This is a genomic window from Pseudomonas sp. TE3786 (genome assembly GCF_054057335.1).
Window position 1 is genome coordinate 64417 of the sequence record NZ_JBSRZF010000019.1, and the last position, 23084, is coordinate 87500.

23 protein-coding genes and 1 other RNA gene are annotated in these 23084 nt (G+C 61.6%); 12 read left to right on the plus strand and 12 right to left on the minus strand.

The features are described 5' to 3' along the window. Positions 1 to 6: 6 nt before the first annotated feature. The 3 genes from pilV to elbB form a co-directional block, all read right to left on the minus strand. Positions 7 to 564 (minus strand): type IV pilus modification protein PilV, encoded by a 558-nt coding sequence (pilV, locus tag ACVW0Y_RS19165; RefSeq protein ID WP_457440500.1) that lies wholly within the window; start codon positions 562 to 564, stop codon positions 7 to 9. 132 nt (positions 565 to 696) lie between these two features. After that, positions 697 to 1209 carry a GspH/FimT family pseudopilin gene (locus ACVW0Y_RS19170; RefSeq protein ID WP_457440502.1) on the minus strand — a complete coding sequence of 171 codons (513 nt, stop codon included), beginning with the start codon at positions 1207 to 1209 and terminating at the stop codon, positions 697 to 699. A gap of 49 nt (positions 1210 to 1258) precedes the next feature. Continuing rightward, a complete protein-coding gene (gene elbB, locus ACVW0Y_RS19175) occupies positions 1259 to 1924 on the minus strand; it encodes an isoprenoid biosynthesis glyoxalase ElbB (RefSeq protein ID WP_457440504.1) in 666 nt (221 codons plus the stop codon). Between the two features lie 310 nt (positions 1925 to 2234). Between elbB and ACVW0Y_RS19180 the strand changes: the two genes are divergently transcribed. Beyond that, complete coding sequence (locus ACVW0Y_RS19180) at positions 2235 to 3473, plus strand: sterol desaturase family protein (RefSeq protein ID WP_457440505.1); 1239 nt, start codon at positions 2235 to 2237, stop codon at positions 3471 to 3473. Here the strand turns inward: ACVW0Y_RS19180 and ACVW0Y_RS19185 are convergent, their stop codons facing one another. Beyond that, complete coding sequence (locus ACVW0Y_RS19185; protein ID WP_457440507.1) at positions 3474 to 4028, minus strand: DedA family protein; 555 nt, start codon at positions 4026 to 4028, stop codon at positions 3474 to 3476. It lies immediately after the preceding gene. A 209-nt stretch (positions 4029 to 4237) separates the two neighbouring features. Between ACVW0Y_RS19185 and hemB the strand changes: the two genes are divergently transcribed. Both hemB and ppk1 read left to right on the plus strand, forming a co-directional pair. Next, a complete protein-coding gene (gene hemB, locus ACVW0Y_RS19190) occupies positions 4238 to 5251 on the plus strand; it encodes a porphobilinogen synthase (RefSeq protein WP_457440509.1) in 1014 nt (337 codons plus the stop codon). A 19-nt stretch (positions 5252 to 5270) separates the two neighbouring features. Next, positions 5271 to 7544: a polyphosphate kinase 1 gene (gene ppk1, locus ACVW0Y_RS19195; protein ID WP_457440511.1), complete on the plus strand. Its 2274-nt coding sequence runs from the start codon at positions 5271 to 5273 to the stop codon at positions 7542 to 7544. A gap of 129 nt (positions 7545 to 7673) precedes the next feature. Here the strand turns inward: ppk1 and ppx are convergent, their stop codons facing one another. Continuing rightward, positions 7674 to 9176 carry an exopolyphosphatase gene (gene ppx / locus ACVW0Y_RS19200; RefSeq protein ID WP_457440513.1) on the minus strand — a complete coding sequence of 501 codons (1503 nt, stop codon included), beginning with the start codon at positions 9174 to 9176 and terminating at the stop codon, positions 7674 to 7676. A gap of 356 nt (positions 9177 to 9532) precedes the next feature. On the opposite strand from ppx, the gene trxA reads away from it, so the two are divergent. From trxA to ACVW0Y_RS19220, 4 genes are all read left to right on the plus strand, one after another. Beyond that, positions 9533 to 9859 carry a thioredoxin TrxA gene (gene trxA, locus ACVW0Y_RS19205; RefSeq protein ID WP_457440514.1) on the plus strand — a complete coding sequence of 109 codons (327 nt, stop codon included), beginning with the start codon at positions 9533 to 9535 and terminating at the stop codon, positions 9857 to 9859. A 261-nt stretch (positions 9860 to 10120) separates the two neighbouring features. Continuing rightward, positions 10121 to 11380: a transcription termination factor Rho gene (rho, locus tag ACVW0Y_RS19210; RefSeq protein WP_457440516.1), complete on the plus strand. Its 1260-nt coding sequence runs from the start codon at positions 10121 to 10123 to the stop codon at positions 11378 to 11380. 144 nt (positions 11381 to 11524) lie between these two features. Beyond that, positions 11525 to 12991: a 4-hydroxy-3-polyprenylbenzoate decarboxylase gene (ubiD, locus tag ACVW0Y_RS19215; RefSeq protein WP_457440518.1), complete on the plus strand. Its 1467-nt coding sequence runs from the start codon at positions 11525 to 11527 to the stop codon at positions 12989 to 12991. Beyond that, entirely contained in the window at positions 12991 to 13956 is a 966-nt protein-coding gene (locus ACVW0Y_RS19220; protein ID WP_457440576.1) for a CDP-6-deoxy-delta-3,4-glucoseen reductase, read from the plus strand. Before ubiD ends, ACVW0Y_RS19220 begins: the two co-directional genes overlap by 1 nt. A 79-nt stretch (positions 13957 to 14035) precedes the next feature. Here the strand turns inward: ACVW0Y_RS19220 and ACVW0Y_RS19225 are convergent, their stop codons facing one another. Continuing rightward, entirely contained in the window at positions 14036 to 15013 is a 978-nt protein-coding gene (locus ACVW0Y_RS19225) for an NADPH:quinone oxidoreductase family protein (protein ID WP_457440520.1), read from the minus strand. 142 nt (positions 15014 to 15155) lie between these two features. Between ACVW0Y_RS19225 and ACVW0Y_RS19230 the strand changes: the two genes are divergently transcribed. Continuing rightward, a complete protein-coding gene (locus tag ACVW0Y_RS19230; protein WP_457440522.1) occupies positions 15156 to 15572 on the plus strand; it encodes a flagellar basal body-associated protein FliL in 417 nt (138 codons plus the stop codon). A gap of 10 nt (positions 15573 to 15582) precedes the next feature. Here the strand turns inward: ACVW0Y_RS19230 and ACVW0Y_RS19235 are convergent, their stop codons facing one another. Next, a complete protein-coding gene (locus tag ACVW0Y_RS19235; RefSeq protein WP_457440524.1) occupies positions 15583 to 17454 on the minus strand; it encodes a diguanylate cyclase domain-containing protein in 1872 nt (623 codons plus the stop codon). A 56-nt stretch (positions 17455 to 17510) separates the two neighbouring features. Then, the gene (locus ACVW0Y_RS19240; RefSeq protein ID WP_457440526.1) at positions 17511 to 17957 is read right to left on the minus strand and encodes an EVE domain-containing protein; all 447 of its coding nucleotides are present in this window, start codon (positions 17955 to 17957) and stop codon (positions 17511 to 17513) included. A 202-nt stretch (positions 17958 to 18159) separates the two neighbouring features. Here ACVW0Y_RS19240 and ACVW0Y_RS19245 point away from each other — a divergent pair, with 202 nt between their 5' ends. Beyond that, a complete protein-coding gene (locus ACVW0Y_RS19245) occupies positions 18160 to 18294 on the plus strand; it encodes a hypothetical protein (protein WP_457440527.1) in 135 nt (44 codons plus the stop codon). Here the strand turns inward: ACVW0Y_RS19245 and ACVW0Y_RS19250 are convergent. The 4 genes from ACVW0Y_RS19250 to ACVW0Y_RS19265 all read right to left on the minus strand — a co-directional run bounded on the left by ACVW0Y_RS19250 (position 18291) and on the right by ACVW0Y_RS19265 (position 19768). Further along, complete coding sequence (locus tag ACVW0Y_RS19250; RefSeq protein WP_457440529.1) at positions 18291 to 18959, minus strand: 5-formyltetrahydrofolate cyclo-ligase; 669 nt, start codon at positions 18957 to 18959, stop codon at positions 18291 to 18293. The genes ACVW0Y_RS19245 and ACVW0Y_RS19250 overlap by 4 nt on opposite strands. Positions 18960 to 19038: 79 nt before the next feature. Beyond that, positions 19039 to 19217, minus strand: a non-coding RNA gene (gene ssrS, locus ACVW0Y_RS19255) — 6S RNA. 33 nt (positions 19218 to 19250) lie between these two features. Then, on the minus strand, positions 19251 to 19562 hold the full coding sequence (locus tag ACVW0Y_RS19260) for a cell division protein ZapA (RefSeq protein WP_457440531.1): 312 nt from the start codon (positions 19560 to 19562) through the stop codon (positions 19251 to 19253). Then, complete coding sequence (locus ACVW0Y_RS19265) at positions 19562 to 19768, minus strand: TIGR02449 family protein (RefSeq protein WP_122449701.1); 207 nt, start codon at positions 19766 to 19768, stop codon at positions 19562 to 19564. Before ACVW0Y_RS19265 ends, ACVW0Y_RS19260 begins: the two co-directional genes overlap by 1 nt. A gap of 158 nt (positions 19769 to 19926) precedes the next feature. On the opposite strand from ACVW0Y_RS19265, the gene ACVW0Y_RS19270 reads away from it, so the two are divergent. From ACVW0Y_RS19270 to ubiH, 3 genes are read left to right on the plus strand one after another with little or no spacing between them, the layout of a single operon-like run. Next, on the plus strand, positions 19927 to 20484 hold the full coding sequence (locus ACVW0Y_RS19270; RefSeq protein WP_457440534.1) for a YecA/YgfB family protein: 558 nt from the start codon (positions 19927 to 19929) through the stop codon (positions 20482 to 20484). Positions 20485 to 20520: 36 nt separating this feature from the next. Then, the gene (pepP, locus tag ACVW0Y_RS19275; protein WP_457440536.1) at positions 20521 to 21855 is read left to right on the plus strand and encodes a Xaa-Pro aminopeptidase; all 1335 of its coding nucleotides are present in this window, start codon (positions 20521 to 20523) and stop codon (positions 21853 to 21855) included. A gap of 2 nt (positions 21856 to 21857) precedes the next feature. Further along, positions 21858 to 23045 carry a 2-octaprenyl-6-methoxyphenyl hydroxylase gene (ubiH, locus tag ACVW0Y_RS19280; RefSeq protein WP_457440538.1) on the plus strand — a complete coding sequence of 396 codons (1188 nt, stop codon included), beginning with the start codon at positions 21858 to 21860 and terminating at the stop codon, positions 23043 to 23045. Positions 23046 to 23084 lie beyond the last annotated feature (39 nt).

Below are 23084 nucleotides of genomic sequence, written 5' to 3' on the forward strand. Positions count from 1 at the left end.
CGCTCCCTAGATCTCGCTACGTACGCGATAGCGGCAGGGTGTGTTGCCCGGTGCACAGTTGCCCGGCCACGCCACCTGAATCTCGATGGCCGCGCCGCTGTGGCTACAGGTTCCCGGTGCCGGCGAGCGGCACACATAAGTCTCGCCATTGGCCAGCGCCTGGCTGCCCGGCAGTAGCTGCGCGAGCTCGGAAAGCCAGCAGGCAACCTGGGCGGACGGCTGGCCGGGGGGAAGTTTGCAGGGCGGCGCTGGCGCTGGTTGCTCTGGCCCGCTCTGCAGATAGCGCGACCAGTCGCCCGGGGCGGCACGGATCTGCTCCAGCAGATCGTTGGCCAGCATGGCGGCGGTGCTGCGCTGCAGAGTGTCGTCACCGTAAGCGATGGCACGGCCTTGCAGTGCGGCCATGCCCAGCAAACCGACGCTGAGCAGCCAGGTGGTGATCAGAATTTCCACCAGGCTGAAGCCAGCTGTCTTTATTAACGGGCTGGTTAAGGGGCTGGTTAAGGGGCTGGCTAGCGGCTTGAGTGGAGGTGTAACCGAGGTCGTCCGTGCAGTGCTCATCATGGCGCTCCCTGTGCCACAGCAATCAATGAGGGATAAGGCACCTCGATTGTTTGGCCGGACGCGGTGCCGATGTAGCAGGCGTCGGCAAAATCTCCGTAGGAGTGCTCACAGCAACTCTTCAGTCATGGTGAATTAGCGGCAGAGTTCGGCATCGCTCTGGCCACTTTCCAGGCCCTGCACATGGCGCACCCGGCCCTGTCGATTGATCACCAACTGCCAGGCCACCTGACCCTCGGCATCGCACAGGAGAAAGCGGCCATTGCTGGCGACGGTGCTGCCGTTGGCCTGGTAGATCACGCTCTGGCTGGTGGCACCGGCACCCGCCCAGCGCAACTGCTGCTGGCCTTGCTGGCGGGAATAACGCAGCTTGCGCTGGCTGCTGGGGTCGCGAATCAGCCAGCCCTTGGCCCACGCCTGGTCGCACTGCAGGCCGTTGCTGGAACCACAGAGTTCGACCCGCTGCATCAGGGCGATGGCTTCACCGCGGGCGGCTTTGAGGTGGCTTTGCAGGCTGTGGCGCAAGTCCTCCTGGCGCTTGTGGTGCAGGTATTGGTTGAGGTTGGGCAGGGCGATGCCGCAGGCCATCAGCAGCAACGCCAGAGTGATCAGTAGTTCGGGCAGGGTAAAACCGTGGTGCGGGCGCATGGCGAAACATCCTTGTTGTCAGCGGCCTTCCTGGCCTGGTGCAGAAGGGTCAGTTGGAGCTGTTGCTCAGCTCCAGTACCCGGTCCACCAGCTTGTTGATGCCGGAGGCGGCCTCGCTGATGGATTGCGCCAGCATGTACGCGGGCGTGGTGATCAGCTTGTGCTTGGGGTCTTCGACGATATCGTCGACCGTGCACTCTTTATGTTGCGCACCCATGGTGGTCAGCGCGGCGGCGGTATCGACATCATTGCCGATGGTGCAGATGACCCCGGGGCCGAAGATCTTCGCGGCCATGGTCGGGGCAATGCACATCAGGCCCACCGGCTTGCCAGCGGCGGCGAAGGCCTGTGCCAGGCTCAGCACGTCGGCCTGAACGCTTAGCTGGGCACCGTTGACGGCAAAGTCACTGAGGTTTTTCGCAGCCCCAAAGCCGCCGGGCACGATCAGCGCGTCGAAGTCTTCGGCACGGGCTTCGCGCAGATCCTTGATTGCGCCCCGCGCGATACGTGCGGCCTCGACCAACACATTGCGCGTTTCAGGCATCTCTTCGCCGGTCAGGTGGTTGATCACATGGTGCTGGGCGACGTTGGGTGCAAAACACTGCACGGCGACGCCTCGTTGATCCAGGCGCAAAAGGGTGATCACGCTTTCATAGATCTCGGCACCGTCGTAGACGCCGCAGCCAGAGAGAAGTACAGCGACTTTTTTATGCATGGCGATATCCCGTTACTCGATGGGTCGGCCGAACACTCGGCCCTTTGACTTAACCCGACGCTGCGCCAGCCGCCAAGTACCCTCGACCAACCGTTGCTGCCTAGCTGGTACAGGTTTCGACCACAGTTTGCGCGAAAGCGCGTTATGAAATTGTCATCTGCCGGTTTTTTCTGGCGCAGGCTCCGAAATGGCTGTCGCTAAATGCCGCTCAGGTTGTCACCCCATGTCGCGGAGTCTGACGTGGCTCGGGGCTAGGATTCTTGCCTATAGTCCCAGCTTGTGGCCGGACAATAACAATGACGGGTGTGCCATGAATTACGTCCTCTATGCGGTACCTTTTTTCTTCCTGCTGATTGCCCTGGAGCTGCTCGCCGATCGCTGGCGCGGGCTGAGCACCTATCGCCTGGCCGACGCCATCAACAGCCTCAGCGCTGGCGTGCTGTCCACCACGGTCGGCTTGCTGACCAAGGTGGTGGGGCTGCTCACCTACACCTTCGCCTGGCAGCACTGGGGGCTGCTGGAGCTTTCGGCGCAGAGCCTCTGGGTATGGGTGTTCGCTTTTGTCTTCTATGACTTCTGTTACTACTGGAACCACCGCCTGGGCCATGAGCGCAATGTGCTGTGGGCGGCGCATTCGGTGCATCACCAGAGTGAGGAGTACAACCTGTCCACCGCCTTGCGGCAGACCAGTACCGGGTGGATTTTCGGCTGGATCTTCTACCTGCCGATGGCGCTGCTGGGCGTGCCGCCGCTGGTGTTCCTGACCGTGGCGGCGTTGAACCTGCTGTATCAGTTCTGGGTACATACCCGCCATGTGCCCAAGCTCGGCTGGTTCGAGTGGGTGTTTATCTCGCCGTCCAATCACCGTGTGCACCACGCGCAGAACGCGGTCTACATGGACCGCAACTACGGCGGCGTCTTTATTGTCTGGGACCGCCTGTTCGGTACCTTCCAGGAAGAGCTGGACGAGGAGCCGGTGGTGTTTGGCGTGACCACGCCGCTGGCCAGCTGGAACCCGTTGTGGGCCAATCTGCAGTTCTATGCGCTGCTCTGGCAGGATGCGGCGCAGGCAGGGTCGCTGTGGGACAAGCTGCGTATCTGGTTTATGCGCACCGGCTGGCGCCCGGCCGATGTGGCGGCCCAATACCCGCACGCCAAGCCCGACCTCAGTCAGTTCGTCAAATTCCACATACCGCTGCGCCCGGCGCAACAGTGGTATGCCGGTTTGCAGTTCGTGTTGTATGTGGCGGCGGGCAGTTTTCTGTTGGCCAATGGTGCCACCCAGAGCGTGGCGGTGCTGCTCGGCAGCTGCGTGTGGATGGCGTTCGGTTTGTATGTGCTGGGCACCTGGCTGGAGAATCGTGGCCATGCATTCGGCCTGGAGGTGCTGCGCCTGCTGTTGAACGCGCCGGCGCTGTGGCTGGCGGAGCAGGTCGGCTTACTGCCGATCAGCGGCCTGAGTTGGAGTCTGTTGGGCGTTTACAGCCTGGTCAGTGCCCTGGCGCTGGTGATCACCGCGCGCCGCGCTGGCGTCGCCGTGCCGGCCTGATCAGACCTTGCGCGATTTCAGATAGCGGCGCAGCCACAAGGCCGCGCCGAGCAGAATCAGAGCACCCAGCACCCAGAGCTCGTACTTCTTGATATTGCCCAGGATGCTTTCCATCACCGAGCCGAAGCGGAACGAGGCATAGCCCAGCGCGGCCGCCCAGACGATTGCGCCAATGCCATTGAGGATCAGGTAGCGCAGTGGCGGGTAGCCGGACAGACCGATTGCCACCGGCATCACGGTGCGCATGCCATACACAAAGCGGAAGCTCAGCACCCAGAGATCGGGATGGCGTTGGATATACACCAGCGCCTTGTCGCCCATCTTCTGCAGGCGCGGTTTGCGGGCCAGCAGACGGCGTCCGTGTTTGCGCCCCAGGTAGTACCAGAGCTGGTCGCCGGCATAGCTGCCGAAGAAGGCCGTCAGCACCACCGCGTTGATGTCCATGTAACCACGGAACGCGAGGAAGCCGGCCAATACCAGAATGGTTTCGCCTTCGAAGAAAGTGCCAAGAAACAAGGCGAGGTAACCGAAGTCCTGCAGGAATTGTTGGAGCATCGTCAGCGTGCACGGCGAAATGAACGCGCAGCCTAACCTGCCAGCGCCTCAGGGGAAAGCGTGACGCATCAGCCCTTAGTCTATTCCAAGGCAGAATGGCGACTGGCTGCGGCGCGCCGTCGCACAAGCGGCAGTGATGTCATTCTTTAGTCATAATGGCCGCCTATAACTGTCACACTCGCCCGTCCCTGCGGGCCCAGGAGTTTGCCGTGAGCTTTACCCCCGCCAATCGTCTGTTCCCTGCCACCCGCCTGCGTCGCAACCGCCGCGACGACTTTTCCCGCCGCCTGGTGCGCGAGAACGTGCTGACGGTAGACGACCTGATCCTGCCGGTCTTCGTTCTGGAAGGTGAAAACCGCCGTGAAGAAGTGCCGTCCATGCCGGGTGTGGAGCGCCTGTCGATTGACCTGCTGCTCAAGGAAGCCGAAGCCTGGGTGGCGTTGGGTATTCCGGCGCTGGCGCTGTTCCCGGTAACCCCGGCAGAGAAAAAGACTTTGGATGGCTGCGAAGCCTGGAACCCGGAAGGCATTGCCCAGCGCGCCATCCGTGCGTTGCGCGCGAAGTTTCCGGAACTGGGGGTTATCAGTGACGTGGCCCTCGACCCCTTCACTACCCATGGTCAGGACGGAATTCTCGACGACGAAGGCTACGTGCAGAACGACATCACCGTCGACGCGCTGGTCCGTCAGGCCCTGTCCCATGCCGAAGCGGGCGCTCAGGTTGTGGCACCGTCCGACATGATGGACGGCCGTATCCAGGCCATTCGTGAAGCTCTGGAGCTTGCCGACCACACCAACGTGCGGATCATGGCCTACTCGGCGAAGTACGCCAGCGCCTATTACGGGCCGTTTCGCGATGCGGTCGGCTCGTCCTTGAACCTGGGCAAAGCCAACAAGGCCTCGTATCAGATGGACCCCGCCAACAGTGACGAAGCCCTGCACGAAGTGGCGGCCGATCTGGCCGAAGGCGCGGATATGGTGATGGTCAAGCCAGGCATGCCGTACTTGGATATTCTTTACCGGGTGAAAGAGGAATTCCGCGTGCCGACCTTTGTCTATCAGGTCAGCGGCGAGTACGCCATGCACATGGCGGCCATCCAGAATGGCTGGCTCAGCGAGGCAGTGATCGTCGAATCGCTGACGGCGTTCAAGCGCGCGGGTGCCGATGGCATCCTTACCTATTTCGCCGTGCGTGCGGCACAACTACTAAAGCAAGGGCAGTAAGCCCTCTTGGGAAACCCCGATGAATACCGAAGGACTCAGCAACGCGGCCGCGCTTAAAGCGCAGGCCGTAGCGGAACAGGCAGTGGAAAAGCAGGCGGTGGACGAAGTGGCAGTAGAGCAGCCTGTGGTGCAGGAACCGGTTAGCGAGGCCGTGGCGGAAGAACCGGTGGTCGCTGCCGTGGAACAGGTGCCGGCACCTGCGCCGCTGCCGATTCCGGGCCTGGACGACAGCAGCCTGTATATCCACCGCGAGCTGTCGCAGCTGCAGTTCAATATCCGCGTGCTGGAACAGGCGCTGGATGAATCCTATCCGTTGCTGGAGCGCCTTAAGTTCCTGCTGATCTTCTCCAGCAACCTGGATGAGTTCTTCGAAATTCGTGTGGCCGGGCTGAAGAAGCAGATCACCTTCGCCCGTGAGCAGGCCGGTGCCGACGGCCTGCAGCCGCATCAGGTGCTGGCCCGTATCAGTGAGGTCGCGCACGAGCAGGTCAATCGCCAGTACGCCATTCTCAACGACGTGCTGTTTCCCGAGCTCGCCAAGCACAACATCACCTTTATCCGTCGCCGCTTCTGGACGACCAAGATGAAGGCCTGGGTGCGGCGTTATTTCCGCGACGAGATTGCGCCGATCATCACCCCCATCGGCCTCGATCCGACGCACCCGTTCCCGCTGCTGGTGAACAAGAGCCTGAACTTCATCGTCGAGCTGGAAGGTATCGATGCCTTCGGCCGCGACTCCGGTCTGGCGATCATCCCTGCACCGCGTCTGTTGCCGCGGGTAATCAAGGTGCCGGAAGAAGTGGGCGGCGCTGGGGACAACCATGTATTCCTGTCGTCGATGATTCACGCCCACGCCGACGACCTGTTCCAAGGCATGAAAGTGAAGGGCTGCTACCAGTTCCGTCTGACCCGTAACGCGGACCTGTCGCTGGACTCCGAAGACGTGGAAGACCTGGCACGCGCCCTGCGCGGCGAGCTGTTCTCCCGGCGTTATGGCGATGCGGTACGCCTGGAAGTGGCAGACACCTGCCCGGCGCACCTGGCCGACTACCTGCTCAAGCAATTCAACCTCAGCGAAACCGAGCTGTACCGCGTCAATGGTCCGGTGAACCTGACCCGTCTGTTCAGCATCACTGGTCTGGATAGCCACCCGGAACTGCAATACACGCCGTTCACCCCGGTTATTCCCAAGCTGCTGCAGAACAGCGACAACCTGTTCAACGTGGTGAGCAAGCAGGACATCCTGTTGTTGCACCCCTTCGAGTCGTTCACTCCGGTGGTCGACCTGCTGCGTCAGGCGGCAAAAGACCCCCATGTACTGGCGATCAAGCAGACCCTGTATCGCAGCGGTGCCAACTCGGAGATCGTCGATGCCCTGGTGGATGCGGCGCGTAACGGCAAGGAAGTGACCGCGGTCATCGAACTGCGCGCGCGCTTCGACGAAGAGTCCAACCTGCAGCTGGCCAGCCGTCTGCAAGCCGCCGGTGCGGTGGTGATTTACGGCGTGGTCGGCTACAAAACCCACGCCAAGATGATGCTGATCCTGCGCCGTGAAGCCGGTGAGATCGTGCGTTACGCCCACTTGGGTACCGGCAACTACCACGCCGGCAACGCGCGCTTGTACACCGACTACAGCCTGATCACCTCCGACGATGCGCTATGTGAAGACGTGTCCAAGCTGTTCAGTCAGCTGATCGGCATGGGTAAGACCCTGCGCATGAAGAAGCTCCTGCATGCGCCCTTCACGCTGAAGAAAACCCTGCTCGACATGATTGCCCGCGAGACGGCTCTGGCGGCTGAAGGCAAGCCGGCGCACATCATCGCCAAGTTCAACTCGTTGACCGATCCGAAGATCATCCGCGCGCTGTACAAAGCCAGCCAGACCGGTGTGCGCATCGACTTGGTGGTGCGTGGCATGTGCTGCCTGCGCCCGGGCATTGCCGGCGTGTCGCACAACATTCACGTGCGCTCGATCATTGGTCGCTTTCTCGAGCACACCCGGGTGTTCTACTTCCTCAATGACTTCGACGAGAAGATCTACCTGTCGAGTGCCGACTGGATGGAGCGCAACCTGGATAAGCGCGTGGAAACCTGCTTCCCGGTGGAGGGCAAGAAGCTGATCATGCGGGTGAAGAAAGAGCTGGAGTCCTACCTCAGCGACAATACCCAGGCTTGGGTGCTGCAACCGGATGGCCGCTACGTGCGCTCCAGCCCGACCGGCAACCAGAACGCCCGCAGTGCGCAGGCCGGGTTGCTGGAGAAACTTACCAATCCGCCGCTGAGTGTTCGGTAGTACGCGATCTCGTAGGAGCGGCTTTAGCCGCGATGCTCTTGAAAGACATCGCGGCTGAAGCCGCTCCCACGGGGTGTACACCGCCCAACAAAAAGCCGCCCAAGTGAGCGGCTTTTTGTTGGGCGCGATTCAGCGAACGCTAAGGGTCAGCCCAATGCGTTTGAGCCATTCCGCTTCTGCTTCGAAGTCGGCCTGGGTCAGTGGGTTGGCGGCCAGCCAGCCGTCGGGGAAGGCCAGGTCGAGGCTGTCGTCGCTGGCCAGCAGTTTCACCTTGGGCATCTCTTGGGTGCCGCGGATATGGTGGAACAGAATGGCAAAGCGCAGCAGCACGCAAAGGCGCATCAGCTTGACGCCTTCATCGCCGAACTCGGCGAATTTGTCCTTGGGAATATTGCGTCGGTGCCCGCGTACCAGCAGGGCGAGCATCTGTTGGTCCTGGCGGGAAAAGCCGCCGAGGTCCGAGTGCTCCACCAGGTAAGCGCCGTGCTTATGGTAGGAGTAGTGGGCGATATCCAGGCCCACCTCGTGCACCTTGCTCGCCCAGCTCAGCAGTTCGCGGTGCCATTCGTCATCCAGGCCCCAGGCCTGGGCTACGTCGTCCAGCGCCTCCAGAGCCTTGGCTTCGACGCGCTGCGCCTGCTCCGGGTCGACATGGTAGCGCTCCATCAGCGCGCTCAGCGTGCGCTCACGGACGTCTTCATGGTGATGGCGGCCCAGCAGGTCGTAGAGCACGCCTTCGCGCAGGGCACCTTCGGAATGATTCATGGAGTGCAGGTCCATGGCATCGAAGATGGCTTCGATGATCGCCAGGCCTGCGGGGAAAATGGCGCGGCGGTCTGGCTTGATGCCGTCCATGTCGAGCTTGTCGACTTCGCCCAGTTTCAATACGCGACGCTTGAGCCACGCCAGGCCCTCGGCATTTACCTCACCGTTGCCGTGGCCGCCGGCTTTGATCGCCAGACCTACTGCGCGAATGGTGCCGGAGGCACCCACTGCTTCATCCCAGCCCAGGCGGCGCAGGGCGTGCTCAATACCCATCAGCTCCAGGCGTGCCGCAGTATAGGCCTGGGCATAGCGGGCAGGGGTGATCTTGCCGTCGCGGAAATAACGCTGGGTGAAACTGACGCAGCCCATCTGCAGGCTTTCGCGCAGCAGCGGTTCGAAGCGCTGACCAATGATGAATTCGGTACTGCCGCCGCCGATATCCGCCACCAGCCGTTTACCGGGGGTGTCGGCGAGGGTGTGGGACACGCCGAGGTAGATCAGACGCGCTTCTTCACGTCCGGATATCACTTCCACCGGGTGGCCGAGAATTTCTTCCGCGCGGCGGATGAATACCGAGCGGTTGCGCGCCTCGCGCAGGGCGTTGGTGCCGACGACGCGCACGGCACCCGGAGGCAGGCTGTTGGTCAGCTGGGCAAAGCGGCGCAAGCAGTCGAGGCCGCGTTGCATGGCTTCTTCATTGAGTTCGCGTTGCTCATCGATGCCCGCGGCCAGCTGCACTTTTTCGCCCATGCGCTCCAGGATGCGGATCTCGCCGTGGTCGGCTTTGGCCAGAACAATATGGAAACTGTTCGAGCCGAGGTCGATGGCGGCGATCATGGAAAAGTGCTTGGCGGGGCTTTGCGGCATGGTGTGAAGGTCTCAGAGCTGTAGCGCGACATCCTGCCATGATCAGGCGCTTGCGCCAACGCGAGTGGCAATGCGGGCGCGGCGGGATGTCGATGCTGGAGTTGTTCTTTATAGCCGCAGGTCAGGCGGTGACAAGGTTCGGCCGCGCAGTATGGCGCTGCTGTACGTCGCAATTATGACTGGCGTCAGTCCGACAGTGCAGAGAAACGGAGCGCTTGCGGCGGTTTTTAGTTCAATTGTTGATCAGCATTTGCGTAGTTCATCATAGCGAAGCTCAATCGGTCGGCGCTTTCGGTGTTGGCAAAGCCGGGCTATGATGGCGCCACTTTACATCCTTGCGACCCTGGAGAGTTTCCATGAGCGAATTCATCACCCACGTCAGCGACGCCAGCTTTGATTCGGATGTGCTCCAGGCTGATGGCCCGGTGCTGGTCGATTATTGGGCTGAATGGTGTGGCCCGTGCAAAATGATCGCCCCGGTTCTGGACGAAATCGCCCAGACCTATCAAGGCAAACTGAAAGTTTGCAAACTGAACATCGACGAAAATCAGGACACCCCGCCGAAGTACAACGTGCGTGGTATCCCGACTCTGATGCTGTTCAAGAACGGTGCTGTAGAAGCCACCAAGGTGGGCGCACTGTCCAAGTCGCAATTGGCGGCGTTCCTCGACAGCAACATCTAAGTCGTAAGGAATTTCTCTGTTGTGCCTGAAAGCCCCGTCCTACGCGGGGCTTTTTCATTGGCCGAAGACTAGACGCTCCGCAAAGCCGATGGTACATTCGGCCTCGCAACGGTTCCTCCGTTGCTCTCTGTAAGCCGTCGCCGACGCATTCCTACTCGATACCCATCGATAAACAAGCAGGCGATCATGCTGCCTCCGCGCAGCCCGGCCTCATAAGCTAAACGCTTATTTCCCCCTCCTTCACGATTACGTCATTCCTATATGAATCTGACTGAACTCAAGCAAAAGCCGATTACCGACCTGCTAGAAATGGCCGAACAGATGGGCATAGAAAATATGGCCCGTTCGCGCAAGCAGGACGTGATTTTCTCCCTGTTGAAAAAGCACGCGAAAAGCGGTGAGGAAATCTCCGGTGATGGCGTGTTGGAGATCCTCCAGGACGGCTTCGGCTTCCTGCGTTCCGCCGATGCCTCGTACCTGGCCGGCCCGGACGACATCTACGTTTCGCCTAGCCAGATCCGCCGCTTCAACTTGCGCACTGGCGACACCATCGTTGGCAAGATCCGCCCGCCGAAAGAAGGCGAACGTTACTTCGCGCTGCTCAAGGTCGACACCATCAACTTCGACCGTCCCGAGAACGCCAAGAACAAGATTCTGTTCGAAAACCTCACGCCCTTGTTCCCCAACAAGCGCCTGATGATGGAAGCCGGCAACGGTTCCACTGAAGACTTGACCGGCCGTGTCATCGACCTCTGCGCGCCAATCGGCAAAGGTCAACGCGGTCTGATCGTGGCTCCGCCCAAAGCCGGTAAAACGATCATGCTGCAGAACATCGCGGCCAACATCACCCGCAATAACCCCGAGTGCCACCTCATCGTTCTGCTGATCGACGAGCGCCCGGAAGAAGTGACCGAAATGCAGCGCACCGTGCGCGGCGAAGTGGTTGCTTCCACCTTCGACGAACCGCCAACCCGCCACGTGCAGGTTGCCGAAATGGTGATCGAAAAGGCCAAGCGCCTGGTCGAGCACAAGAAGGATGTGGTCATTCTGCTCGACTCCATTACCCGTCTGGCGCGTGCCTACAACACCGTGATCCCGAGCTCCGGCAAGGTGCTCACCGGTGGTGTCGACGCTCACGCCCTGGAGAAGCCGAAACGTTTCTTCGGCGCGGCCCGTAATATCGAAGAAGGCGGCTCGCTGACCATCATCGCTACCGCGTTGGTGGAAACCGGCTCGAAGATGGATGAAGTGATCTACGAAGAGTTCAAGGGTACCGGCAACATGGAGCTGCCCCTGGACCGTCGCATCGCTGAGAAGCGCGTATTCCCGGCCATCAACATCAACCGCTCCGGCACTCGCCGCGAGGAGTTGCTGACCGCCGAAGACGAGCTGCAGCGTATGTGGATCCTGCGCAAGTTGCTGCATCCAATGGACGAGATCGCCGCTATCGAGTTCTTGCTCGATCGCCTCAAAGCGACCAAGACCAACGACGAGTTCTTCCAGTCGATGAAGCGCAAGTAACATCGCGAAGACAGGCAAAAGCCGGGGAAACCCGGCTTTTTGCTAACTGCGGATTGGCATCCGTCGCCCTTTGCGACGCCCTGGCAGGCTAAACTTCGCACCTGGTTTTGTCCTTCTATCGAGCGCCCTACACGAGGCTCAAGCATGCAGTATCGCGATCTGCGCGACTTTATTCGTGGCCTGGAGCAACGCGGCGAGCTGAAACGCATCAGCCATCCCGTGTCACCCGTGCTGGAAATGACCGAAATCTGCGACCGCACCCTGCGCCGCAAAGGCCCGGCCCTGCTGTTCGAAAACCCCACCGGTTTCGCTATGCCGGTGCTCGGCAATCTGTTCGGCACCCCCGAGCGCGTGGCCCTGGGCATGGGCGCTGAAGCCGTCAGCGAGTTGCGCGAAATCGGCAAGCTGCTGGCCTTTCTTAAAGAGCCGGAGCCGCCCAAAGGCTTGAAAGACGCCTGGTCGAAACTGCCGATCTTCAAGAAGATCATTTCCATGGCACCCAAGGTGGTTAAAGACGCCCCATGCCAGGAAGTGATCGAAGAGGGTGATGACGTCGACCTCGGCAAACTGCCGGTGCAAACCTGCTGGCCGGGCGACGTTGCGCCGTTGATCACCTGGGGCCTGACGGTCACCAAGGGGCCGAATAAAGACCGGCAGAACCTGGGTATTTACCGCCAGCAGGTGATCGGCCGCAACAAGGTGATCATGCGCTGGCTCAGCCACCGTGGCGGCGCGCTGGACTTCAAGGAATGGTGCGACAAACACCCCGGTCAGCCCTTCCCGGTGGCCGTGGCCCTGGGTGCGGATCCGGCGACCATTCTCGGTGCCGTGACGCCGGTGCCGGACAGCCTCTCTGAATACGCCTTTGCCGGCCTGCTGCGCGGCAACCGTACCGAGCTGATCAAGTGCCGTGGCAGTGAGTTGCAGGTGCCGGCCAGCGCCGAAATCGTGCTGGAGGGTGTGATTCACCCGGGCGAAATGGCGGACGAAGGTCCCTATGGCGACCACACCGGCTACTACAACGAGGTGGACTCTTTCCCGGTCTTTACCGTCGAACGCATTACCCGCCGGCAAAAACCGATTTACCACAGCACCTACACCGGCCGGCCGCCAGATGAGCCGGCGATTCTCGGCGTGGCATTGAACGAAGTATTCGTGCCTATCCTGCAGAAGCAGTTCCCGGAGATCACCGACTTCTACCTGCCGCCCGAAGGCTGCTCCTACCGCATGGCGGTGGTGACCATGAAGAAGCAGTATCCGGGGCATGCCAAGCGCGTAATGCTCGGTGTGTGGTCGTTTTTGCGTCAGTTCATGTACACCAAGTTCGTTATCGTCACTGACGACGACATCAATGCGCGGGACTGGAACGATGTGATCTGGGCCATTACCACACGCATGGACCCCAAGCGCGACACGGTGCTGATCGACAATACGCCGATCGACTACCTCGACTTCGCCTCGCCGGTCTCGGGCCTTGGTTCGAAGATGGGCCTGGACGCCACCCACAAGTGGCCGGGCGAAACCAGCCGCGAATGGGGCCGGGTGATCGTCAAGGATGAAGCGGTTACCCAGCGGGTCGACGCGATGTGGAAGGATCTTGGAATAGAGTGATAAAAGTGACCCTGCAACCCTCCGGGGCGGTGCTGGATGTGCACCCCGGCGAGCGCATCCTCGATGCCGCCCGCCGTCTTGGCTACCAGTGTCCGCAAGCCTGTCGCAATGGCAACTGCCATATCTGCGCGGCCTTGTTGGTGGAGGGTTCCGTGCAGCAGAGCGGCGAGGCCCGTGACCACGGTGAATTGTTCACCTGTCTGGCCGAGCCGCTGGAGGATTGTGTGTTGCATTGGGATGGCGTGCTGGCCCCTGGCGAATTGCCGCTGCGCACCCTGCGTTGCCAAGTGGTGGCGTGTACGGCCGTGGGCGGTGATGTCTGGCGGGTCAGCCTGCGCGCGCCGGCCGGCAAGCCACCGCGTTATCACGCCGGGCAGTACGTGCTGGTACGCCGTGACGATGGCGAACAGTCAGCGTTCTCCCTGGCTTCGGCACCGTCCCAGGGGCGGGAACTGGAGCTGCATATCCTCGGTCGTGAAGACAGCGCGCTGAACTTGCTGGCGCAATTGCAGCGCGAGCCGCTGGTGGAAGTACAGATGCCGTTTGGTGATGCGCACCTGGCCGAGTTGCCCGATGGGCCATTGATTCTGATCGCTGCCGGGACCGGCATGGCGCAGATGCACAGCCTGATCGAGCATTGCCGCGCCACCGGCTTCAAGCACCCGGTGCACCTGTACTGGGGTGCGCGCCGGCCGGAGGATTTCTACCAACTGCCGCATTGGGCCGATTGGCAGCAGATGCCGAACCTGACCCTGCATCAGGTGGTCAGCGACGTGTGCGGCTGGCAAGGCCGTTGTGGTTTGCTGCACGAAGCGGTGCGCGAAGATTTCCCCGATCTCAAACCGCTGCATGTGTATGCCAGCGGTTCGCCGATGATGGTCTACGCGACCCTTGATGCGTTGGTGGATGCAGGGATGGATGCGCATCAGATGCGCGCCGACGTCTTTGCTTACGCGCCGCGTTAGCCGCGACTCCTGGAAACGCCGTTCGCAGATATAAAAAAACCGCCCGGAGGCGGTTTTTTTATGGCGTTGATATGGGCGCTTAGCGCACCTGCACCACCACTTTGCCCACAGCCTTGCGCTGCCCCAGTGCGTTGATCGCACCGGCTGCATCGGTAAGCGGGAACGTCTGCGATACCAGTGGCTTCACCTTGCCTTCAGCGAACCACTTGAACAGCTGCTCGAAGTTGGCGGCGTTGTCGGCCGGCTGGCGCTGGGCGAACGCGCCCCAGAACACACCGACCAGCGATGCGCCCTTGAGCAGGGTGAGGTTGGCCGGCAGTGACGGAATGGTGCCGCTGGCAAAGCCCACCACCAGGAAGCGACCGTTCCAGGCGATGGAGCGGAAGGCTTCTTCGAACAGCTCGCCACCGACCGGATCGTAGATCACGTCCACGCCTTGGCCGCCGGTGAGTTCCTTGAGCTTTTCCTTCAGGCTGCCTTCGCTGTAGTTGATCAGCTCATCGGCACCGGCGGCCTTGGCCACTTCCAGTTTCTCTGCACTGCTGGCGGCGGCGATCACGCGGGCACCCATGGCTTTGCCGATTTCCACCGCAGCCAGGCCGACGCCACCGGACGCGCCCAGAACCAGCAGGGTTTCGCCCGGTTGCAGGTTGGCGCGTTGTTTCAGAGCGTGGATCGAGGTGCCGTAGGTCATGCCAAAGGCGGCTGCACTGGCGAAGTCCATGCCGGCCGGGATCGGCATCACGCTGTAACCGGGTACCGCAACCTGCTCGGCGAAGCTGCCCCAGCCGGTCAGGGCCATTACCCGGTCGCCGGGTTTTACGTGGCTGATTTTCTCGCCAACCGCAGCGACCACACCGGCCGCTTCGCCACCCGGCGAGAACGGGAAGGGTGGCTTGAATTGGTACTTGCCCTCAATGATCAGGGTGTCCGGGAAGTTCACGCCGGCGGCATGGACGTCGAGTAGCACTTCGTTCTTCTTCGGTTCCGGGCTGGCTACTTCTTCCAGTACCAGGGTTTCGGCAGGGCCGAAGGCTTTGCACAACACGGCTTTCATTGGAGTGTTCCTCGCAGAGTTATGGCTTGGCAGTGTAGGTGGGTGGCCGCGAGGGTCAACGAGCATGGTCCGGCCTGATAAAGGTGTATAAGCGCCGGGCTATCGCTATGCTAGGGCACATACCCAGTCGAGGATGCGTACTGTGAAAGCTTGGTTTGTACTATTGATGGCCCTCTCCCTGCCGTTTGCCGCCCTGGCCAATGAAGAGAAAGAAGGCGGCGAAGGCGAAAGCAAAACGCCGACTGTGGCGTATATCAGCCTGGTGCCGGCGCTGGTGGGCAACTACGGTACCGGCCCGCGGCTGAAAGTGTTCAAAGCCGATATCGCGTTGCAGGTCACGGGTAGCGAGGCCGAAGCCAAGGTCGAGCATCATGAGCCGCTGATCCGCAATCAACTGGTGATGCTGTTTTCCCAGCAGACTGACGAAGCTATGGGCAACGTCGAGTCCAAGGAAAAACTGCGCCAGGAAGCCCTCAAGCAGGTGCAGGACGTGCTGACCCAGGAAGAGGGCAAGCCGCTGGTGGAAGACCTGCTGTTCAATAACCTGATCGTGCAGTAAGCACCGCCAGTCAGGTGGTGCTCCACACGCAGGTGCAATTGCGGCCCTGATGCTTGGCCTGGTACAGCGCCTGGTCGCTATGGGCTACGAGGCTGTCCGGGTGGCTGTCGCGGTTGGGCGTCACCGAGCTCAAACCGATACTGGCGCTCAGGCGCGACAGCGGGCTGCCAGGGTGGGGCAGCTGCAACTCCGCCAGGGCGGCATGAATTCGGGCGGCGATCATCTGCGCACCTACTTCGTCGGTGTTGGCCAGAATCACCGCAAACTCCTCGCCACCATAGCGGCACACCGCATCGCCATCGCGCAGTAGACACGACTGCAGCGCTGCAGCCACCTGGCGTAAGGCATCGTCGCCGGCCAGATGACCGAGCTGGTCGTTGTAGGCCTTGAAGTAATCGACATCCAGCATCAGCAAACTCATCGGCGCGCCGATGCGCTGCAGCCGGCGCCATTCGCTGTGCAGCTGGTGGTCGAAGAAGCGCCGGTTGTACAGGCCGGTCAGGCCGTCACGCTGCGACAGGTGCTGCAGCTGCGCCTCCAGTTGCAGGCGCTCGTTGTTGTCGCGCGATACGCCGATCAGGTATTCATGGCCGTTGACCTGCACCAGCTGCGCGCTGATTTCCGCAGGCTGGATGCTGCCATTGCGGCGGCGCATTTCGCGCTGAAAGATCTTCCCCTGGTTGTCGCCTTGCGCCTGACGTACCAGCTCGACCCAGGCATAAAAGCCCAGCAGCAAGGATTCCGGCTGCTCCTGCAGGCGCTCGCGAAACTCCTGTTCGCTGTAGCCGAGGCTGCTGTAGGTAGCCTTGTTCATATGCAGGATCTTGCGATTGTGCGGGTCGATGATAAACAGCCCATCACGGCTGGAGTCGGTAAGGTCGACCACCAGCTGCAAGCGCTCGCGGCTTTCGCGCAGCACCTGCTCGATCAGCTCGCGGCCGTGCACTTCCTGATTCAGGCGGCTGTTGCTGGCCTGCAGAGCGCCGGCGCGGCGAGCGTTTTCCACCGCCAGCGCGAGGGCGGCGATCAGTAACAGCGTGGTGGTCAGGCCGGCCGCCAGCAGCACCAGCGGCAACGGGCTGGACAGCTGTTGAGCGAGCTTGCGTGTGGGGTTGAGCTGCAGGGTGAAATTGCGGTTGTTGAGCAGATGCAGCGGCAGCTCCTGCTGCAGGCCGGCGCTGAAGTCGGCTTGCTCGCGGTTGTACAGCGGGCGGCCGAACTCCAGCAGGCGTACGTTGAAATCCGTGCTGTCCACCGTGTCGAGTAACTCATCCATCAGGGTTTGCACGCGGAAGATGCCCTGCACAAAACCATCGAACACTCGCTGGCCCTGGGCATCCATCACGTACAGCGGGGTATACAGAACAAAGCCGCGGCCGCCTTGCACCAGGTCGAAACTATTGGAGAACACCTGCTTGCCCTGGGCCTTGGCTTGCATGGCCAGCAAGTAATTGGGGTGTGCTGGAGTCAGCTGGAAATTGACCGCCGCCTCGTTGCCGGCAAGGGGCAGAATCCAGCGCAGGCGCAAGTCGGCGTCGGCCCATTGAATGGCCTGGTAGCCCCGGAAGTGCTGCAGCGAGAAACGGGCCTCCAGCTGCCACTCTTCCTGGCTCATACGGCCATGGTGATTCCACAGTTCGGCCAGGCGATAAAGGTCCTGCGCCTGGGTGGTCAGGCCGCCTTCCAATTGCCGAGTCAGCAGACGCGCCTGGGCCGCCACCCGTTCATTGGCGTGGGCGCGCTCGATGGTCACCAGCTTCTGCCACAGCACCAGGCTGGCACCGAGCAGTAACGCGGCCAGCAGCGTCAGGGCTAGGCGGGACCGCCAGGCTGGGCGGGCAGCGGGAAACGCTGGGGTGTCGTGCAAGCTATCTAGTTCCATGCACAGTGTCCGTGTTGCTTAATGCAGAGCGCCGATAAAACTACCGCACTCGGTTTTCACAAAGCCTGGATTGCTGCCCATTCGCTAGCACTGACTGGCATCACCGAAAGCCGGCTGCCTTTTTTAACCAAGGGTAGTTCGCTCAGCCCAGGTAGATCACGCAGTGTGGCTAAAGCAATGACCCTGGCGAACGCTTCGACGAATTCGACGTCCAAGGCGCTCCACGGGTTTTTCTGCGCACTGGCCTTGGCATCGTAGTAATGGCTTTGCGGGTCGAGCGCCGTTGGGTCCGGATAGGCCGAAGCAATAATTCTGCCTATTCCGGCAATACCGGGCTGCGGGCAGCTGGAGTGATAAAAAAAGAACAGGTCACCCACCGCCATGCTGCGCACAAAGTTACGCGCCTGGTAGTTGCGTACCCCGTCCCAGCGCGCGTGGCCGAGCCGCTGCAGGTCGTGGATGGAAAGTTCTTCGGGTTCGGACTTCATCAACCAGTGAGGCATGAACTTTGCTCTTCGCTCGTGGGGTTAAATCTTTGTGGGTGCTTCTGCACATTTAGACGACAGCCGGTTGGCGTCAGAATTGCACATGCGGGCACCATGCAGGAGAATGCCGCGCAGCTGAATTTAACGCAGCCGGGCGGTCCAAAAACAAAAAACGTCGCAGGTCTAGTGCGAAAAATTGCCTGGAAGGGGGAGGCAATCGATGAAGAAACGTAAACCAGATTTGTTGTGGGTATTGGTCATTCTGTTCGGCCTGGGTGTGGTCACCACCGGTTACACCCAGAGTCTGTGGGACCGTCAGAGCGACGCTCCAGTCACATTGTCGCAACAGCCTTAAGGCTGTTTGCCGACGCCGGTGGTGGCCGCAAGGAGTGCGGCACCGCTGTCCGCTTCCAGGGTATCGCCCAGATACCACGCCTTATCCGTCACCGTCGCATGCAAACGCACGTCCCAGCTGGCCAGTGCCAGGCGATCGACTTTCTGACATTCATGGGCCAGGCCCAATAGCGTCGGTTTGTGCCAATTATTGCGACGTTGCAAGTACGCCAGGCTGCGATCATAAAAGCCGCCCCCCATACCCAGACGCCCGCCCTCGGCGTCGAAGCCCACCAATGGCAGCAGCACCAGGTCCAGCGCCCAGACCTTGCGTTGCCGTTGGCAATTGGCTGTCGGTTCGGCAATGCGAAAACGGTTCGGGCGCAAGGGCTCGTTCGCTCGTACCCGTTGGAAGACCATTTTGCTGCGTGGCCATGCACTGAGAACGGGCAGGTAGGTGGCTTTGCCGCGCCGTTGTGCGGCGCGCATCAACGCCCGCGGATCGATCTCACCATCAACCGGCAGATACAGCGCGATATGCCGTGCGCGACGAAAAAACGGGTGCTGCGCCAGTTGCCGATAGAGCTGTTCGGCGGCCTTGCGCTGGGCGCTGGCGCTCAAGGCGCGACGGGCTTTGCGGAGCAGGCGACGGAGTTGCGGGCGGGAAAGAGTGGCGGCGGTCAGCATCGAGTGACGGCCTGGATTCGCGAGCGCGAACCGCGGAAAACCTCATCACCAAACAGGGCGGGCAATGAGCGAAGAAGTAAGACCCCCCGACGTGCCGCTGTCGGTTTAGCCCTTGAACCCGAAAGTTCAAGGTGGAGGTTGCAGGGAGCGTTAAGGCTTTCCGTCAGGCGGACATGCACACCGGCTCCAACTTGCAACCCCCGGGTTTGTGCGTATCGGCTCAGGGACATCACCAACTGGCGCACACTCCAGGGAGCGGCGGCCAGTATACCCGAATAAACCGCTCTGCAATCAGCTATGGCTGCTGTCCTGATCGGTGGCCAGGGCACCGTCGACACGATCCAGCAGGTCGCGTACATGGGCGCGGGTGGAGCTGACGTCCTGATCCAGGCGCTGCTGTTTATGCAGCAGGTCGTGGGTGATGTTGAGGGCTGCCATCACGGCAACGCGGTCGGCGCCGATCACTTTGCCGCCGCTGCGGATCTCACGCATCTTGCCGTCCAGGTAGCGCGCGGCGCTTTCCAGGTTGGCGCGTTCGTCCGCCGGGCAGGCGATGCAATAGTCTTTATCAAGGATGTGAACGGTAACGGTGTTCGAGGTCATTAGTCCTGCTCCAGGGCTTTGAGGCGCGAAATCATCGATTCGACCTTATGCCGGGCCATTTCGTTCTTTTCGATCAGATGGGCGCGCTCTTCGCGCCAGGCCTGCTCGCTCGCACGTAAGGCGCGGTTGTCCGCTTTCAACTGCTCGACGCGTTGGATAAGCAGTTCCAGCTTGATGGTAAGCGCGTGCAGATCGGCGTCTTCCATGGATTCTCGCTAGGCGTATGAAGTGGCGAAACTATATAGGAAGGCATCGGTAATGGGGCAAACCCGTTGATGTCCGCCAATGGTCTTGGCGCGGCTGCCGATGCTAGGATACAAGGCCTCCATTCTAGTCATTGCGCCCTCTGGGTGCCTAGTTGCCAATGCCCACTCAAAATTCCCCGTATAGCGCTTTCGCCACCCTGCTTGCCAGCAGCGGTCAACCCGTCTCGCCTGCCGAATTGCACGGCCTGTTGCTCGGCCGCAGTTGCGCTGGTGCCGGCTTCGACGTCGACACCTGGCTGGTGGACGCCGCCGACCTGTTCTCCGCCGAACCGGCCGACAATATCAAGGCCGCACTGATCGGCCTGCAGGAAATGGTCAAAGCCGAACTGACTGGCGATGACATCGCCGTGGTTCTGCTACTGCCCTCCGATGATGCACCGCTGGCCGACCGTGCCGCCGCCATGGGCCAATGGTGCCAGGGCTTTCTCGCTGGTTTCGGTCTGACTGCCCGTGACGCCGCACTGAGTGCCGAAGCCATGGAAGTGCTGCAAGACCTCGCCGCGATTGCCCAGGTGCAAGAAGCCCTGGAGGAGTCCGAAGATGGCGAAAACGACTATATGGAAGTGATGGAGTACCTGCGCGTAGCGCCGCTGCTGCTGTTCACCGAATGCGTGAAGCCGGCTGCACCCGCCGCCCCGAAGCCATCGCTGCACTGATTTTTCCAGACTTTCTAGACCAGAACGAGCTCGCCCATGATCAGCATCCCCAAGTCGGAATACGCTCGTCGGCGCAAGGCGCTGATGGCGCAGATGGAGCCCAACAGCATCGCCATTCTACCGGCTGCGCCGGTGTACATCCGCAACCGCGACGTCGAGCACATCTACCGCCAGGACAGCGATTTCCAGTACCTCAGCGGCTTCCCCGAGCCCGAGGCGGTGATCGCCCTGATCCCCGGCCGACCGCACGGTGAGTACGTGCTGTTCTGCCGCGAGCGTGACCCGGAACGCGAACTCTGGGACGGCCTGCGCGCCGGGCAAGACGGTGCCGTGACCAACTTCGGCGCTGACGATGCGTTCCCCATCGGCGATATCGACGAGATCCTGCCCGGCCTGATCGAAGGCCGTGATCGTGTGTACTACGCCATGGGCACCAACCAGGAATTCGATCGTCACCTGATGGAGTGGATCAACGTCATCCGCTCCAAAGCGCGTCAGGGTGCACAGCCGCCGAACGAGTTCGTCGCGCTGACCCACCTGCTGCACGATATGCGCCTGTACAAATCGGCCAACGAAGTGAAAGTGATGCGCGAAGCCGCGCAGATTTCCTCGCGCGCCCATATCCGTGCCATGCAGGCCAGCCGTGCGGGCCTCAGCGAATACCATCTGGAAGCCGAGCTGGATTACGAATTCCGCAAGGGCGGGGCGAAAATGCCAGCCTATGGCTCCATCGTCGCTGCCGGGCGCAATGCCTGCATCCTGCACTACCGGGAGAACGATGCGCCGCTGAAAGATGGCGACCTGGTGCTGATCGATGCCGGTTGTGAAATCGACTGCTACGCCAGCGATATCACCCGCACGTTCCCGGTCAGCGGCAAGTTCTCCCCCGAGCAGAAAGCCATCTACGAGCTGGTGCTGAAATCCCAGGAGGCCGCGTTCGCCGCCATCGGCCCGGACAAGCACTGGAACGAAGCCCACGAAGCCACCGTGCAGGTAATCACCGCCGGTCTGGTGGAGCTCGGCCTGCTCGAAGGCGATGTCGACGAGCTGATCGCCAGCGAAGCCTACAAGCCGTTCTATATGCACCGAGCTGGCCACTGGCTGGGCATGGATGTGCACGATGTCGGCGACTACAAGGTCGGCGGCGAGTGGCGCGTGCTGGAAGTCGGCATGGCGCTGACCGTCGAGCCGGGCATCTATATCGCCGTGGATAACCAGAACGTCGCGAAGAAATGGCGCGGCATTGGCGTGCGCATTGAGGACGACGTGGTGGTGACCAAAACCGGCTGCGAAATCATCACCAAGGACGCGCCGAAAACCGTCGCTGAAATCGAGGCGCTGATGGCTGCCGCCCGCGTTCAGGCCGCTTAAGGGTGAGTAGAGCGCAACTGGCGATTATTGGTGGCGGCCTGGTCGGTGCCAGCCTGGCGCTGGCCCTGCAGGCCGGTGCCAAGGCGCGCGGCTGGTCGATCGTGCTGATCGAACCGTTTGCCCCCGGAGACAGCTACCAGCCCAGCTACGATGCCCGCTCCACGGCGTTGTCCTACGGCACCCAGCAAATCTACCAGCGCCTGGGTATCTGGCCGCAGGTGGCCGAGCGGGCCGAAGCTATCCTGCACATCCATGTTTCCGATAAGGGGCGCTTCGCTGCCGCGCGCTTGAGCGCGGAAGAAGAGGGTGTGCCAGCGCTGGGCTATGTCGCTGAAAACGCCTGGTTGGGCCATTGCCTGTGGCAAGCCCTGGACCCCGAGGTAGTGAGCTGGCGTTGCCCGGCGGAAGTGGTGGCGATGCAGGCGCTGGGTGATGGCTACCGCCTGACCCTGAATGACGAAAGCCTGCTCGACTGCAACCTCGCGGTATTGGCCGATGGTGGTCGCTCCGGCCTGCGTGAGCAGTTGGGCATCACGGTGAAGAACACCGCTTACCAGCAGAGCGCGCTGATCGCCAATATCAGCATCGGTCAGCCCCATGCTGGCCAGGCTTTCGAGCGTTTCACCGACGAAGGCCCGTTGGCCCTGCTGCCGCTTTCCGACAACCGCAGCGCGCTGATCTGGACTCGCCCCGGCGACGATGCCCAGCGCTTGTTGGCCCTGGACGAGCGGGCCTTTCTGGCCGAGCTGCAACAGACCTTCGGCTACCGCCTGGGTGCCTTGCGCCAGGTCGGTGCCCGGCATGTCTACCCGCTGGCCTTGATCGAGGCGCAGGAGCAGGTGCGCGCCAACCTGGTGGTGCTCGGCAACGCCGCCCACAGCCTGCACCCGATCGCTGGTCAGGGTTACAACCTGGCTCTGCGCGATGTGCAGGCACTGGCTGAAACGCTGCTGGCCGGGCCCGATGTGCCGGGCGATTTCACCACCCTGCAGCACTACCTGACCCGCCAACAGCTGGACCAGAGCCTGACCGTCGGCTTTTCCGACCGCGTCACCCGCCTGTTCAGCAACGCCGAGCCGCTGCTGGCCACCGGTCGCAACCTGGGCCTGCTGGGGCTGGACATGCTGCCGCCGGCCAAGCGCTGGTTTGCCCGGCAGGCGATGGGCATCGGTACCCGTAGCGACGGTTAATCACTTTTCTGGCGGCCCTCGGGCGGCCCGTGGATAGGC